Genomic DNA, 15,426 nt, shown 5'->3' with positions numbered 1-15,426 from the left:
GCCGCGCCTTATGCCGCCAGGTCGGCCCTCAGTTGGCCGTTGCGCGCCACCACCTTGCCGCCAGAGATCACCAGGCGACGCGGCGCGCGCTGCGCCACGGCTTCGGCCACGCCGCTGGCCGCCACCAGCACCAGGTCGGCGCGGGCGCCAGGCGCCAGCCCGTAGTCCGCGAAGCCACAGGCGCGCGCCGCGGCGGCGCTGACGCAGTCGAAGGCCCAGCCGATCTCGTCATCGCGGCGCAGGTCGTTGCGCAGGCCGATCATCATGGCGCGCGCCAGCATGTCGGGGCTGCCGTAAGGCGTCCAGGTATCGCGAATGCCGTCGTTGCCGCCGAACAGCGTCACGCCGGCCTCGCGACAGGCGCGCAGCGCCGGCACAGGACGCGACGGCGGCGCCGTGGTCAGCAGCGCCACATCCAGCGCGGCCAGGCGCTTGAGCAGGCCGTCCAGCCGCTTGGCGTCAACGCCGCCCAGGCAGAAGGCGTGGCTGACGACCACGCGGCCGCGCATGTCCAGCGCCTGCACGCGGTCCAGGATCAGGTCGAGCGAGAAGGCGCCCAGGTCGCCCGGCTCGTGCAGGTGGATATCGAGGGGTTTGCCATGCTTTTCCGCCAGCCCGAACAGCACGTCCAGCGATTGCGCCGGGTCGCGGTCGATGGCACAGGGGTCCAGTCCGCCCAGCACGTCGGCGCCCGCGGCCAGGCCCGCATCCAGCAAGGCGGCGGTGCCGGGCCGAACCAGCAGGCCCGACTGCGGAAACGCCACGGTCTGGATCTCGACCAGGCCGGCCAGGGCCTCGCGGGTGGCGTGCACGCCGTCCAGATGGCGCAGGCCGGCGTCGGTGTCGACATCGACGTGGCTGCGGATGCGGGTGGCGCCCTCGCGCAGGAAGGCCAGCGCCAGCGCGCGCGCATGGCTGGCCGCGTCATGGCCGCTGGCGGCGCGCCAGGCCCGTTCGTTGTCGATGCGGTCGGTCAGCGCCGGTCCCACCTGGTTCACATACCACGGCGAATCCCAGGTGGTCTTGTCCAGATGGGTGTGGCCTTCCACCAGGCCGGGCAGCAGCAGCGCGCCGCCGCCCTGCTCGCGCGTCGCATCGGGCGGCGCCTGCAGGTTGGGGCCGATGCCGGCGATACGGTCGCCAGAAATCAGCACGTCGACCGCCGCGCCATCGGGCAGGCGAACGTTGTTTAACAGCATGTCGGTCATGGAGGTATCCGGCGCCGCCGGCACGCGGCGGCGTCCGTTCAGCCTTGCTGGGGCGGTTCGATCCAGAAGAAGCGCTGGCCCTGGCGGATCATGTCCGCCACGCCTTCGGCGCCCAGGCGATAGTCGGTGCCCATCAACGTGGCGCCACCGTCGTCGTGGATATGGATGACGGCCAGCGGGTCATTGGCCATGGTGTACCAGTAGTAACCGGGCTTGAGATCGTGCAGGTCAGTATTCATGCGTCGAGTATACAAACATCCTTGCGACGTATTCAAAAAGACACACAAGTAACCCTTTGCCTGACATGGCGCCAGCGACGCGTCATACTGTTCCATGCGAGGCTTCCGGAGCCCGCCATGTTGGCACGCGTCGACTCGGCCGCAGAACCTTGGGTATGCAAGCGTCGATCGCGAGGGGAACAACACAGGTATGAAAAGGCAGGCACTCCAATTCAGCGAGCCGCTCAAGCAAGCCATCCTGGATGGCGCCAAGGTGCAGACCCGCCGCATCGTCAAGCCGCAGCCCTCCAAACCGACGACCGCCTGGTACGCCGACGCTGCGGACTCGGGCAAGTGGGTCGCCATGGGTCCGGTCCGGGAAGGATCGAGCGAAATGCGCAAGACCTCTCCCTGGGTCAGTTGCCCCTATGGTAAATCCGGAGACAGCATCACCCTCGAAGACGAGTCCGGCAAGCCTTTTGCCAACGCGGTCATCGTCGGCGTGCGCATCCAGCGCCTGCAAAAGCTGTCGGACGCCGACGCGCGCGCCGAAGGCACACAAGCGCTTTATCACGCCTCGGCGCTGTTGCCAGGCGTGCCCTTGCAAACAGCGTTTGCCTTGACCTGGTGCGAGCGCTACGGCGCGCACGCCTGGGCCGCCAATCCGTGGGTCTGGGTGGTCGAATTCCGCTGTCAGCAACCGGACGAAAACTAGGTAGCGTCGACGCTGGACAGCCCGCAGGCGGCGTGGCTGGCGCATTGGCCGCCTGGCGCAGGCGTACCGGTGTTGCCTGCAGGGAACTTGGCGGCGGCGATGGTGAGCAGCTGTAACCTGGCCGCCGTACTTCACCGCATTCCACCTTATTTCAGTCGATTTCAGCCGAGGGTTTACCAGAGTGGAATCCGCCTGCCGCGCCGCAGCATGGGGGCCCGCAACGCATCCGCAACCGTTGCGGATTGTCGCTATTGAGGGACGGTCATTTACCCACGCCGATCCGAAAAGACCGAAAATAGCCTCAACGGAATACTCAACTTTGCTGCATAACGCAGTAGGCAGGTGCAACATGAAAAAATGGCTAATCGCTGGGGCCGGTGTCGCCGGCCTGCTGATCTCCAGCGTCGCGTTGGCCCGCGTCGACGTCGGCATCTCGATCGGCGTCCCCGGGGTCGTGTACCCGGCGCCGGTCTATGCGGCGCCCGCGCCCGTCTACGTGGCGCCGGCGCCCGTCTATGCGCCCCCGCCCCCGGTCTACTACCGCCCGGCGCCCGTGTACGTCGCGCCCCCGGTGGTGTACCCGGCGCCGGTCTACATCCGCGGCGGCGGCTACTGGGGCCACCATGGCGGCTACTGGCGCGGCCCCGGCCCGGGCTACTACCACGGCCGCGGCGGCTGGCACCGCTGATCGCTCCGCGCCGGGCCAGTCATGCCGGCGCCCTGAAAGACAAAGGCCACTCCTTCGAGTGGCCTTTTTTTTCTGCGGCGTAATTTCCGGTACGCCGCGGAAAGCGGGTCAGGCCGCGGGGACCTGAACGGATTTGCCAGCCACGACGGCCGGCGGTTGTTGCGGCGCCGGGGCGGGCTTGCCCGCGGCCCAACGCGACGATTCCTGAACGAGGTCAATCCAGCGGCGCGGGGCGCTGGAGGCCCGCCACCAGCCATTATGCGGACGCATGAGCAAACTCCGGTTCACCGTTGAAACGAACACCATTGATTTCTTCAAACAACTGCCGACTCTCCTGCTCGGCTTCGTGCAAGCTGGCGAACGGCGCCTGTCCCGGCACGGTCCAGCATTTTTCCGGTGCGGTTCCGCCTACGCGGCGGGTCCATATCTGCACCCGAAAGCCCTGCTCGTCATCCTGAGCCACAGAGCATCTCACACGAAAATCTCCAATCATTCTTGAAGTCATGGACAACTCCTTGTTATATAAGTGAATGATGCGTGTCGAACGCAGGTGTATTGTGCCGAACTATCCGGCCCTTTTATTGAAAATACACAATTGCTCACATCAAAATCAAGCACTCAGGTCGTGAAGATAATCTCTCGAGACGACAGAATTATGTCTCGATCATAAATAAGGCGGATTATCCCGCCATCCGCCGTGTGGCCGACTTGCGTTATCAGCAAGCAGCGTGCCGCCCTCGCGGCGGCAATAAAAAACGGAGCCCGAGGGCTCCGTTTTTCATTGCGCGCGGTATCGGCGTCAGGGCTTCAATACCGTCAGGCCGCCCATGTAGGGCTGCAGCGCCTCCGGCACCAGGATGCTGCCGTCGGCCTGCTGGTGGTTTTCCAGCACGGCCACCAGCGCGCGGCCCACGGCCAGGCCGGAACCGTTCAGCGTGTGCACGTATTCCGGCTTGCCCTGGGCATTGCGGAAACGCGCCTGCATGCGGCGGGCCTGGAAGGTCTCGCAGTTGGACACCGACGAAATCTCGCGCCAGGTGTTCTGCGCCGGCAGCCAGACTTCCAGATCGTAGGTCTTGGCCGAACCGAAGCCCATGTCGCCGGTGCACAGCAACACCACGCGGTACGGCAGCCCCAGCAGCTGCAGGACGCGCTCGGCGTGGCCGACCATGTCTTCCAGCGCCTCGTAGGACTGGTCCGGCTGCGTGATCTGCACCATTTCGACCTTGTCGAACTGGTGCTGGCGGATCATGCCGCGCGTGTCGCGGCCGCCGCTGCCGGCTTCGGAACGGAAGCACGGCGTGTGGGCGGTGAGCTTGAGCGGCAGGTCGGCGGCGGCCTGGATGGTGTCGCGGGCCACGCTGGTCAGCGTGATTTCCGAGGTGGAGATCAGGTACTGGTCTTCACGCACGAAGGGCTTGCCGTGCTCGTCGACCTTGGGATCGTCGTCGCCGCCGCCCTTGGACACGGCGAACATGTCGTCCTTGAACTTGGGCAGCTGGCCGGTGCCGTAGAGCGTCGAGGCGTTGACGATGTACGGGGTGTAGCACTCGGTGTAGCCGTGCGTGCCGGTCTGCAGGTCAAGCATGAACTGCGACAGCGCGCGGTGCAGGCGCGCGATCGGGCCGCGCATGAACGAGAAGCGCGCGCCCGAAAGCTTGGCGGCCATGTCGAAGTCCAGGCCCAGCGGTTCGCCCAGGGCGACGTGGTCGCGCGCCTCGAACGGCAGCGCCGGCGGGTTGCCGTCGGCGCCGGCCGCGGCGGGCAGCCAGCGGCGCACTTCGACGTTGTCGTCGGCGGATTCGCCCAGCGGCACGCTGGCGTGCGGCAGGTTCGGCACCGACATGAGCAGCTCGTTGAGCGGCTGCTGCAGGGCGGCCAGCGCTTCTTCCAGCTGCTTCAGGCGCTCGGGCACGGCCTGCGATTCGGCCATGACGGCGCTGGCGTCCTCGCCCTTGGCCTTGAGCTGACCGATCTGCTTGGCCAGCGCGTTGCGGCGGGCTTGCAGGGATTCGGTTTCGGTCTGGACCGCCTTGCGGCGAGACTCCAGCTCGTTGAACCGTTCCGTGTCGAAGGACACGCCACGGCTCTTGAGGCGGTCTACGACGGTTTGCAGGTCTTTGCGCAGCAGTATCGGGTCTAGCATGGTGATGTCGGTGAGATTGCGGGAAGCAACGGGCGTGGCCCGTTACCGTTTCTTGGCACGTTCTTCCGCGTCCAGCTCGCGCAGAAATGCCAACTTCTGCTGGATTTTAGCCTCCAGGCCGCGATCGGTCGGCCGGTAGAAGGAAGGCTTGAGCCCATCGGGGAAATATTGCTCGCCCGCGGCGTAGCCATGCGGCTCGTCGTGGGCATAGCGATAGGCCTTGCCATGGCCCAATTGTTTCATCAACTTGGTGGGCGCGTTGCGCAGGTGGATCGGCACCGGCGCGCTGCCGTGTTCGGCGGCGAATTTGCGCGCCTGGTTGTAGGCGTTGTAGACGGCGTTGGACTTGGCCGCGCAGGCCATGTAGACCACCGCCTGCGCCAGCGCCAGCTCGCCCTCGGGCGACCCCAGTCGTTCGTAGATGTCGGCGCCATTGACCGCCAGGTCGGTGGCGCGCGGGTCGGCCAGGCCGATATCCTCGACCGCCATGCGCACCAGCCGGCGCGACAGGTACTTGGGATCGGCGCCGCCGTCGATCATGCGGCAGAACCAGTACAGCGCGGCGTCGGGATTGGAGCCGCGCACCGACTTGTGCAGCGCGCTGATCTGGTCGTAGAAGGCGTCGCCGCCCTTGTCGAAGCGTCGCAGGTTCTGCGACAGCGAGATCTCCAGCCAGGCCGCGTCCACCGTGTCGCGGCCGGCGGCCTGGGCCGATTCGGCCACCACCTCGACCGCGCTGATCAGGCGGCGCGCGTCGCCGTCGGCCCAGGCCGCCAGCTGCTCGCGCGCGTCGGCGTCGATGAGGATGCGGGCGCCTTCGTCGTGGCCTTCGTTGAACGCGGTGATGGCGCGGTCGACCAGTTGCTGCAGCTCTTCAGGCGTGAGCGACTGCAGCACGTAGACGCGGGCGCGCGACAGCAGCGCCGAATTGACCTCGAACGAAGGGTTCTCGGTGGTCGCGCCGATGAAGGTGAACAGCCCGCTTTCGACGTAGGGCAGGAACGCGTCCTGCTGCGCCTTGTTGAAGCGGTGCACCTCGTCGACGAACAGGATGGTGCGGCGGCCCTGGCCCTGCGCCACCTGCGCCACCGTGACCGCGTCGCGGATGTCCTTGACGCCGCCCAGCACGGCGGAAATGGCGATGAACTGGGCGTCGAAGCCGTCGGCCATGAGGCGCGCCAGCGTGGTCTTGCCCACGCCCGGCGGGCCCCAGAAGATCATGGAGTGCGGACGGCCCGACTCGAACGCCACGCGCAGCGGCTTGTCCGGCCCCAGCAGGTGCGACTGGCCGACGACGTCGGCCAGCGTGCGCGGACGCAGGCGCTCGGCCAGGGGCACGTAGGGCCGATGGGCGGGATCGGCCGCGAAGAGATCGTTGCTCATTGGCAGCAGATGAGGGAAGACGGCAAGAAAATCAAGCCAGTATTACAACATGTCCGGCCGCCCCGCGCCCCCGTCGACCGGACCGGAAGCCGACGCGGGCGGCCCCGCCCGCCGCCCGCTCGGAAAACCCGCGCCTCAGGCCAGTTCCGGCGTGGAAAAACGGCGGTTGGCCAGCACCGGCAGCACCTTGCGGGCATGCGCCAGGCGCTCGGGATCGATGTCGGCGAACACCAGCGCCGGGGCCTCGCCGGCCTGGGCGGTGACCACGCCCAGCGGATCCACCACCATGCTGCAGCCGATATTGCGTTCGCCGCACTCGCCGGTGGCGGCGACATAGCAGGTGTTTTCCAGCGCGCGCGCCGTCACCAGCACTTCCCAGTGTTTTTCCTTCAACGGACCGCGCACCCAGGCCGCCGGCAGCGCCAGCAGGTCGGCGCCGTCCAGCGCCAGGCGCCGGGCCAGCTCGGGGAAACGCACGTCGTAGCAGGTCATCAGGCCGACCTTCAGGCCGCCGATCTCCAGCAGCGGCGGAATGTCGTTGCCGGGCGTGACGTTGGTGGATTCCTTCATGGTGAAGGCGTCGTACAGGTGCAGCTTACGGTACTGCGACACGATGCGGCCGTCCTGCAGCGTGACCAGGGTGTTCCAGACCCGGCCGTCGCCGGTCGGCACGTGCACGCACATCATGGTGGCCAGCGACGAGCCGCGGCTGGCTTCGAGCAGGCGCGTCATGAAGGGGCCGTCCAGCGGCTGGGCGGCCTTCAGCACGATCTGCGGGTCGGTGATGTCGCGCGCCAGGATGCCCTCGGGCAGCACCAGCAGGCCGGCGCCGCCCTCGCGGGCGCGCGCCATGAGATCGACGCAGACCTGGGCGTTTTCTTCCCAGACGCGGCTGACGGCGAACTGGCCCAAAGCGACTTTCAGCATGACTCTTCCTTGTGTGGGGCGGCAAACAGGCAGCGCCGCGGATTTCCTATTGTCGCGCCAATGGCCGCGAGAGGGCAGCGGCCTGCCGGATCGCCTGGCGGGCGACGGCCGCCGACCGCCACGGCAAGCGCCGACTACGGGTAACTCCCAACTCCCGCTTGTAAATTTCTTTCACGATAATGAAAAAAAACGGATTTGACGTAAATATTTTCCAGCCACGAGCGCCCGCCATGCCCCAATCCTCGATCACCGCAGCCCCCCTGGACGTCAACGGCAAGGGCCTGGGCGCGTTTCCCGCCTCCTGTACCAACGCCGACGTGGCGGCGCTGAACTGGAACCTGCTGGCCGAGGACGTCAGCCTGCCGGTGGCGGTGCTGTACGAGGCCCGCGTGCGCCACAACCTGCAATGGATGCAGCGCTTCATGGAGGCGTACCGCGTCAAGCTGGCGCCGCACGGCAAGACCACCATGAGCCCGGCGCTGTTCCAGCGCCAGATCGACAACGGCGCCTGGGGCATCACCCTGGCCACGGCGCCGCAGGTGGTGGCGGCCTACAACCACGGCATCCGCCGGGTGCTGATGGCCAACCAGCTGGTCGGCCGCGCCAACATGGCGCTGATCGCCAACCTGCTGCGCGATCCGGCATTCACCTATTTCTGCATCGTCGACTCGGCCGCCAACGCCGCCCAGCTGGGCCGCTATTTCGGCGAGCAGGGCCTGGTGCTGCCGGTGCTGATCGAACTGGGCCCGAACGGCGGCCGCACCGGCGTGCGCGACGACGCGCAATTGCAGGCCGTGGTCGAGGAAATCGGCCGCTGGCCCGGCCTGGCGCTGGCCGGCATCGAAGTCTACGAAGGCGTGCTGCAGGAGGAAAGCGCGATCCGCGCCTTCCTGCGCCGCGCCACCGACGCGCTGCGCGGCCTGGCGACCGCCGGCCGCCTGCGCAAGCACGGCCCCGCCCTGATCTCCGGCGCCGGTTCGGCCTGGTTCGACGTGGTGGCCGAGGAATTCTCGCAACTGGACATCGGCGCGCCGCTGGAAATCGTGCTGCGTCCGGGCTGTTACCTGTCGCACGACGTCGGCGTCTACCGCTCGGCCGCCGAGCGCATCAACGCCCACAACCCGGTGGCCCACAAGATGGAGCCGGGCCTGCAGCCCGCGCTGCAGGTCTGGGCCTACGTGCAGTCGCTGCCGGAGCCGGGCCGCGCCATCGTGGCCCTGGGCAAGCGCGACGCCGCCTTCGATGCGGGCCTGCCGACGCCGTCGCTGCGCCATCGCCCCGGCCAGGACGGCGCTCCCGGCGCCGCGCCGGCGCACTGGAAACTCACCGCCATGATGGACCAGCACGCCTTCATGCAGATCGGCGACGCGGACGACATCCAGGTCGGCGACATGATCGCTTTCGACATCTCCCACCCCTGCCTGACGTTCGACAAGTGGCGCCAGGTGCTGCTGGTGGACGAGCAGTACCGCGTCATCGACGTGGCCGACACCTTCTTCTGACCGCCGCACCCGCGCGCCCCGCGCGCGGCTCCCTTGCGATACGAACAAGCCCCACGTCCCGGGGGGGCAAGACAGCACTCGGGCACCCGGCGCCTTTTCCGAATTACGCGACAACCTGTTTTTGACCCTCTGGAGAGAGAATCATGAACTTCCGTACCTCCCGGCGAGGCGGTGGGCTGAAGAGCCTGCTCGCGGCCGGCGCAATTGGCTTGACCGCATTGTCGACCCCCGCCCTCTGTGCCACGCCGGTCAAGGGAGGCACGATTTCCGTCGCCACCATCGGCGAGCCGCCGACGCTCGACCCGATGAGCAGCACCGCCGACCTGGTGGGCATCCTGACCCAGCACTTCTTCGAAACGCTGTACACCTTCGACGCCAAGTGGAACCTGACGCCGCTGCTGGCCGACAAGATGCCGGATGTGACGCCGGACGGCCTGGTCTACACCATCGCGCTGCGCCAGGGCATCACCTTCCATGACGGCTCCAAGATGGATTCGTCGGACGTGCTGGCCTCGCTCAAGCGCTGGACCGAGACCGCCACGCGCGGCAAGATGGCCGCCAAGGTCATCGCCAACATCGAGGCCCCCGACGCCAACACCATCCGCATCACGCTCAAGCAGCCCTACGCGCCGCTGACCGCGCTGCTGGCCATGAACAACGCCGCCGCCGTGATCATGCCCAAGGGCAAGATTGCCCCGGTGCTGACCGAGATCGTCGGCACCGGCCCCTACCAGCTCAAGGCGCGCGTGCCGGACCAGTACATCCAGCTGACCCGTTTCGAGGGCTACAAGCAGCGCGAAGGCGAGCCCGACGGCTACGGCGGCGCGCGCAAGCAATACCTGGACGAGATCCGCTTCGTGCCGGTCGGCAACGCCAACACCCGCTCCGAAGCCGCCGCCGCGGGCCAGTTCGATTACGTCGACTCGCTGCCGGTGGAAGCGCTCGACAAGCTCAAGGGCGGCCGCTCCGACCCGGTGATGCTCAAGCCCTTCGGCTGGCCGCGCCTGGTGCTCAACACCAAGCAGGGCATCATGTCCAACCTGGCGGTGCGCCAGGCCGTGCAGCTGGCGCTGAACGAAGAGGACATGCTGTACGCCGCCTTCGGCAACAAGGACTTCTACAAGCTCAACGGCGACCTCTATCCGGAAGGCTACCCGTGGGCCACGTCGCTGGGCGGCAAGGTCTACAACAAGGGCGACGCCGCCGCGGCCAAGAAGCTGCTGGACAGCGCCAACGTGGCCGACAAGAAGATCCGCATCCTGACCAGCCAGCAGTACGAGTTCCACTACAAGATGGCGCTGGTGGCCGCGGAATACCTGAAGGCCGCCGGCTTCACGGTGGACATGCAGGTGGTGGACTGGGCCACGCTGACGCAGCGCCGCCAGGATCCGGCCGTGTGGGACATCTTCATCACCCACAGCGTGTTCCTGCCCGAGCCCGCGCTGATCGACTTCCCGTCCAAGGACGCGCCGGGCTGGTGGGACACGCCGCGCCGCGCGCAGGTGATGGATGCCTTCAACCAGGCCCGCACCCAGGAAGAGCGCGTCAAGCGCTGGGCCGACGTGCAGCAGGCCGTGTATGACGAAGTGCCGTTCGTGAAGGTCGGCGACTTCAATGCGCAGGCCGCCCGTTCGCCGTCGCTGCAAGGCGTCAAGCCGGCACCGTGGCCGTTCTTCTGGAACGCCTGGAAGGCGCCGAAGTAAGCCGCGCCGCGGGGCGGGCCGAGCCGGCCTGCCCCGCCGCCATCCCAGCGCCCGCGTCGGCGCGCCGATCTTTAGGATGCCACTGTGTTGCGTTATCTCTTGAACCGGCTGGTCGGGCTGGTGGCCGTGATGTTCATCGTCGCGACCATCGTGTTCGTCATCATCCGCGTCACGCCCGGCAACCCCGCCGCCGTGATGCTCGGCCCCCAGGCCAGCCAGGCCGACATCGCCGCGCTGGAACACCAGCTAGGGCTGGATCGCCCCCTGCCCGTGCAATACGTGTCATGGCTGGGCAAGCTGGCGCAGGGCGACCTGGGCCAATCCATCTTCATGAACAAGCCGGTGCTGGCGGCGCTGGCCGACCGCGCCGAGCCGACCCTGCTGCTGACGCTGATGTCGCTGTTCATCGCCACGCTGATCGCGTTGCCGGTGGGCATCCTGTCGGCGGTCAAGCGCGGCACCACGCTGGACCAGTCGGTGCTGTCGTTCTCGATGTTCACCTCCAGCGTGCCGAGCTTCTGGCTGGGCCTGCTGCTGATGCAGCTGTTCTCCGTCAAGCTGGGCTGGCTGCCGGTGTCGGGCTATGGCGGCCCGGACGCCTCGTTCGCCACGCGCGTGTCGCACCTGATCCTGCCGGCGGTGGTGCTGGGGCTGGTGAACTCGGCGCTGATCACCCGCTTCATCCGCGCCAGCATGCTGGACGTGCTGCGCGACGACTATGTGCGCACCGCGCGCGCCAAGGGCCTGACCGAGACCCGCGTGATCCTGAAGCACGCCGTGCGCAACGCGCTGATCCCGATCCTGACGGTGCTGGGCCTGACCACCGCCCTGCTGATCAGCGGCGCCGTCGTCACCGAGACCGTGTTCGGCCTGCCGGGCGTGGGCAGCCTGGTGGTGTCGGCCGTGCTGCGCCGCGACTATCCCGTCATCCAGGGCGCCCTGCTGATCATCGCGGCCATCTACGTGCTCATCAACCTGTTCATCGATCTGCTGTACCTGCTGGTCGATCCGCGCGTCCGTTACTGATGATGAACCCACCCTCGACGCGCCTTCGGCGCCTCCCCCTCAAGGAGGCGCCGCGGGCGGCCCGGCAAAGCCGGCTCCGCGGTGGCCCCGCTTGGAAGTGTTGCGAACGAAACGACCGAAATGACTAATCCAACTACCGTTAACGCCGGCGCGGACCGCTGGCAGGTGTTGCGCCTGCTGGTGTCCCGCAAGACCGTGCTGATCAGCCTGATCGTGCTGATCGTGCTGGTGGCCGCGGCGCTGCTGGCGCCCTGGGTCAGCCCCTACGACCCGTTCAAGCTGTCCATCATGAACCGCCTCAAGGCGCCCGGCGCCGTGCACTGGTTCGGCACCGACGACTTCGGCCGCGACGTGTTCAGCCGCGTCATCTATGGCGGCCGGCTGTCGCTGCTGGTCGGCTTCTCGGTGGTGATCGTGTCCAGCGTGCTGGGCATCGCGCTGGGGCTGATCGCCGGCTTCTTCCGCTCGGCCGACAAGTTCGTGTCGCGCCTGATCGACGCCATGATGGCCTTCCCCGACATCCTGCTGGCGATCTCGCTGGTGGCCGCGCTGGGGCCGTCGCTGGTGAACGTGGTGATCGCGCTGGGCATCGTCTACACGCCGCGCCTGGCCCGCATCGTGCGCGCCTCGACCCTGGTGATCCGCGAGCTGCCGTTCGTCGAGGCCGCCCGCGCGCTGGGCGTGTCGACCTGGCGCATCGTCACCGTGCACGTGCTGCGCAACCTGCTGTCGCCGATCCTGGTGCAGGGCACCTTCATCTTCGCCTACGCGATCCTGGCCGAAGCCGGCCTGTCGTTCCTCGGCGTGGGCGTCTCGCCCGACATCCCCACCTGGGGCACCATGATCAACGCCGGCCAGCAATACATGGGCTCGGCCGACTGGATCATGATCTTCCCTGGCATCGCCATCGTCCTGTCGGTGCTGTCGCTGCAACTGGTCGGCGACGGCCTGCGCGACGTGCTCGATCCGCGCCTGCGCAAGGAGCTGTAATCATGACCGCAAGCACCCGAGACATCGTGCTGTCGGTGGAAGGCCTGAAGACCTGGTTCCACAGCCGCGACGGCGTCGCCAAATCGGTCGACGGCGTCACCTTCGACCTGGCCCGCGGCGAAACGCTGGCCATCGTCGGCGAATCCGGCTCCGGCAAGTCCGTCACCAGCCTGTCCATCATGGGCCTGCTGCCCAAGCCGGCCGGCCGCATCGAAGCGGGCAAGATCCGTTTCCGCGACCGCCGCGGCCAGGAACACGACCTGGCCCACGCCTCGCCGGCCACGCTGCGCCGCATCCGCGGCGCCGAGATCGCCATGATCTTCCAGGAGCCGATGACCAGCCTGAACCCGCTGTACACGGTGGGCGACCAGATCGCCGAGGCCGTGCTGCAGCACGAGGGCGGCTCGCACGCGGCGGCCATGAAACGCGCCCGCGACATGCTCGACCGCGTCGAGATCCCTGCGGCCGACCGGCGCGTCAACGAGTATCCGCACCAGATGTCCGGCGGCATGCGCCAGCGCGTCATGATCGCCCTGGCGCTGGCCTGCAATCCGGCCGTGCTGATCGCCGACGAACCCACCACCGCGCTGGACGTGACGGTGCAGGCCCAGATCCTGGACCTGCTGCGCCGGCTGCAGGCCGAGATGAACATGAGCATCCTGTTCATCACCCACAACCTGGGCGTGGTGGCCGAGATCGCGCATCGCGTGGCGGTGATGTACGCCGGCCGCGTGGTCGAGGACGCCGGCGTCTACGACCTGTTCGAAAAGCCCACCCATCCTTACACCCGCGGCCTGCTGTCCTGTCTGCCGACCGCGGCGCTGCTGGCCTCGGGCGAGCGCCTGCGCGCCATCCCGGGCAACGTGCCGAGCGTGCTGTCGCTGCCGGCCGGCTGCACCTTCGCGCCGCGCTGCGCGCAGGCCGACGACAGCTGCCGCCGCGACGTGCCCGAACTGGTGGCGGTGCAGGACCAGCACCGCGCCCGCTGCATCAAGGTGACCCCGCTATGACCGCAAGCCCCCAACCCGCGCGCGCCGCCGAGCCGCTGGTGCGCATCGAGGACCTGAAGGTCCACTTCCCCACCTCGCAGGCGCGCAACGCGCCGGTGGTGCGGGCGGTGGACGGGGTCAGCTTCGACGTGCCGCGCAACACCATCGTCGGCCTGGTGGGCGAGTCCGGTTCCGGCAAGACCACCACCGGCCGCGCCCTGCTGCGCCTGTTCGCGCCCACCGCCGGCCGCCTGCTGTTCGACGGCCAGGACCTCACCAAACTGTCCGAGAAAGAGATGCTGCCGTGGCGCCGCCGCATGCAGATCGTGTTCCAGGACCCCTACGCCAGCCTCAACCCGCGCATGACGGTGGCCGAGATCCTGGGCGAGGCGCTCGACACCCATCGACTCGCGCAGCACCGCCGCGAGGCCCGTATCGGCGAACTGCTGGAACGCGTCGGCCTGAACGCCGATCACAGCCGCCGTTATCCGCACGAGTTCTCGGGCGGCCAGCGCCAGCGCATCGGCATCGCCCGCGCCCTGGCGGTCGAGCCCGACTTCATCGTGGCCGACGAACCGGTCTCGGCGCTGGACGTGTCGGTGCAGGCGCAGGTGCTGAACCTGCTGCAGGACTTGCAGCGCGACCTGGGCCTGACCATGCTGTTCGTGGCGCACGACCTGGCCGTGGTCGACTACCTGTGCGACGAGGTGGTGGTGATGTACCTGGGCCGCGTCATGGAACGCGGCCCGACCAGCGAGGTCTACGCGCGGCCGCGCCATCCCTATACCCGCGCGCTGCTGTCGGCCGCGCCGGTGCCGGATCCGCGCGCGCCGCGTTCGCGTATCCTGCTCAAGGGCGACATCCCCAGCCCGGTCAACCCGCCGTCGGGTTGCGTCTTCCGCACCCGCTGCCCGCACGCCATCGATGCCTGCGCCACGACCGAGGCGCGCGACGTCAACGTCGGCCCGGGCCATTTCGCGGCCTGTTCGCGCCTCGGCGATCCCGAACTGGCCGCGTAGCGCCCCGCCCGCATCGATCCAGGAACACCACATGAACATCATCCGCGACATCGTCTTCCAGATACGCAGCCGCCGGGACGACCTGAGCGTGACCGAGCGCAAGGTCGCCGACGCCATCCTGGACAACATCATCTGGAGCGCCAGCGCCACCGTGGACCAGCTGGCGGCCAAGGCCGGCGTCAGCATCGCCACCATCTCGCGCTTTGCCCGCACCGTGGGCTGCGACGACACCCGCGACCTGAAGATGAAGCTGGCGCAGGCCAGCACCGTGGGCAGCCGCTTCCTGGACCAGGGCACGCCGGCCGAGGAAAGCACGTTCTACGCGCGCATCTACGCCGACATCGAAAGCACGCTGCGCGCCCACCTGCCGACCTTCACCGAGCCGCTGTTCGAGGCCGCCGCCGCCATCGTCGACGGCGCCCGCATGGTCTACGTGTTCGGCATGGGCGGCGCCTCGGCCGTGCTGGCGCAGGAAGTGCAATCGCGCCTGGTGCGCCTGGGCTATCCGATCGCGGTCTACAGCGACGCCGTGCTGCTGCGCATGGTGGCCGCCACGCTCGACGAGCGCGATGCCGTGGTGATCCTGTCGGCCTCGGGCCTGACGCCCGAAATCGTCGGCGCGGCGCGCATCGTCAAGCAGTACCGCGCCCGCATCGTCGCCGTCACCGACGCCACCTCGGAACTGGCCAAGCTGGCCGACGTGGTGCTGCCGATCCGCACCGACGAAACCGACTTCATCTACAAGCCCTCGGCCTCGCGCTACGCCATGATGCTGGCGATCGACCTGCTGTCGACCGAGCTGGCGATGCTGAACCAAGAAGAGAACCGCGAACGCCTGCGCCGCATCAAGCTGGCGCTGGACGAACACCGCGGCGGCCCCAACCGGCTGCCGCTGGGCGACTGAACCTGGAA

General features: G+C 68.0%; 15 protein-coding genes. 9 read left to right on the top strand and 6 right to left on the bottom strand.

Annotated elements, in window-relative coordinates:
- Positions 1-8 precede the first annotated feature (8 nt).
- A complete protein-coding gene (locus tag H0523_RS01085; protein WP_054433061.1) occupies positions 9-1,208 on the bottom strand; it encodes an amidohydrolase family protein in 1,200 nt (399 codons plus the stop codon).
- A gap of 38 nt (positions 1,209-1,246) precedes the next feature.
- A complete protein-coding gene (locus tag H0523_RS01080; RefSeq protein ID WP_054433060.1) occupies positions 1,247-1,447 on the bottom strand; it encodes a hypothetical protein in 201 nt (66 codons plus the stop codon).
- A 190-nt stretch (positions 1,448-1,637) separates the two neighbouring features.
- Between H0523_RS01080 and H0523_RS01075 the strand changes: the two genes are divergently transcribed.
- Complete coding sequence (locus tag H0523_RS01075; RefSeq protein ID WP_054433058.1) at positions 1,638-2,141, top strand: ASCH domain-containing protein; 504 nt, start codon at positions 1,638-1,640, stop codon at positions 2,139-2,141.
- Positions 2,142-2,490: 349 nt separating this feature from the next.
- Positions 2,491-2,829 (top strand): virulence factor, encoded by a 339-nt coding sequence (locus tag H0523_RS01070; RefSeq protein WP_054433055.1) that lies wholly within the window; start codon positions 2,491-2,493, stop codon positions 2,827-2,829.
- Positions 2,830-3,085: 256 nt separating this feature from the next.
- On the opposite strand, the gene H0523_RS01065 is transcribed toward H0523_RS01070, so the two are convergent.
- The 4 genes from H0523_RS01065 to H0523_RS01050 all read right to left on the bottom strand — a co-directional run bounded on the left by H0523_RS01065 (position 3,086) and on the right by H0523_RS01050 (position 7,285).
- Positions 3,086-3,334, bottom strand: a complete 249-nt coding sequence (locus H0523_RS01065; protein WP_082380555.1) for a hypothetical protein — start codon at positions 3,332-3,334, stop codon at positions 3,086-3,088.
- A 294-nt stretch (positions 3,335-3,628) separates the two neighbouring features.
- A complete protein-coding gene (gene serS / locus H0523_RS01060; protein ID WP_054433054.1) occupies positions 3,629-4,975 on the bottom strand; it encodes a serine--tRNA ligase in 1,347 nt (448 codons plus the stop codon).
- 42 nt (positions 4,976-5,017) lie between these two features.
- Complete coding sequence (locus H0523_RS01055; protein WP_054433052.1) at positions 5,018-6,358, bottom strand: replication-associated recombination protein A; 1,341 nt, start codon at positions 6,356-6,358, stop codon at positions 5,018-5,020.
- A 135-nt stretch (positions 6,359-6,493) separates the two neighbouring features.
- The gene (locus tag H0523_RS01050; protein ID WP_082385573.1) at positions 6,494-7,285 is read right to left on the bottom strand and encodes a deaminated glutathione amidase; all 792 of its coding nucleotides are present in this window, start codon (positions 7,283-7,285) and stop codon (positions 6,494-6,496) included.
- A gap of 230 nt (positions 7,286-7,515) precedes the next feature.
- Here H0523_RS01050 and H0523_RS01045 point away from each other — a divergent pair, with 230 nt between their 5' ends.
- The 7 genes from H0523_RS01045 (at position 7,516) to H0523_RS01015 (ending at position 15,418) form a co-directional block, all read left to right on the top strand.
- Positions 7,516-8,787, top strand: coding sequence for an amino acid deaminase (locus tag H0523_RS01045; protein WP_054433050.1), 1,272 nt, complete (start codon positions 7,516-7,518; stop codon positions 8,785-8,787).
- Positions 8,788-8,930: 143 nt separating this feature from the next.
- Positions 8,931-10,490: an ABC transporter substrate-binding protein gene (locus tag H0523_RS01040; protein ID WP_054433048.1), complete on the top strand. Its 1,560-nt coding sequence runs from the start codon at positions 8,931-8,933 to the stop codon at positions 10,488-10,490.
- Between the two features lie 84 nt (positions 10,491-10,574).
- Positions 10,575-11,516: an ABC transporter permease gene (locus tag H0523_RS01035; protein WP_054433046.1), complete on the top strand. Its 942-nt coding sequence runs from the start codon at positions 10,575-10,577 to the stop codon at positions 11,514-11,516.
- Between the two features lie 120 nt (positions 11,517-11,636).
- A complete protein-coding gene (locus tag H0523_RS01030) occupies positions 11,637-12,506 on the top strand; it encodes an ABC transporter permease (RefSeq protein ID WP_054433045.1) in 870 nt (289 codons plus the stop codon).
- Positions 12,507-12,508: 2 nt separating this feature from the next.
- Complete coding sequence (locus H0523_RS01025) at positions 12,509-13,516, top strand: ABC transporter ATP-binding protein (RefSeq protein ID WP_054433042.1); 1,008 nt, start codon at positions 12,509-12,511, stop codon at positions 13,514-13,516.
- The gene (locus H0523_RS01020; RefSeq protein ID WP_054433040.1) at positions 13,513-14,514 is read left to right on the top strand and encodes an ABC transporter ATP-binding protein; all 1,002 of its coding nucleotides are present in this window, start codon (positions 13,513-13,515) and stop codon (positions 14,512-14,514) included. The genes H0523_RS01025 and H0523_RS01020 overlap by 4 nt, the downstream gene beginning before the upstream one ends.
- A 31-nt stretch (positions 14,515-14,545) precedes the next feature.
- Positions 14,546-15,418 (top strand): MurR/RpiR family transcriptional regulator, encoded by an 873-nt coding sequence (locus H0523_RS01015; protein ID WP_054433037.1) that lies wholly within the window; start codon positions 14,546-14,548, stop codon positions 15,416-15,418.
- Positions 15,419-15,426: the final 8 nt, after the last annotated feature.

The sequence above is a fragment of the Achromobacter insuavis genome (assembly GCF_902859645.1).
GTDB lineage: Bacteria > Pseudomonadota > Gammaproteobacteria > Burkholderiales > Burkholderiaceae_B > Achromobacter > Achromobacter insuavis.
This window is presented reverse-complemented; position numbering and strand designations above follow the sequence as displayed.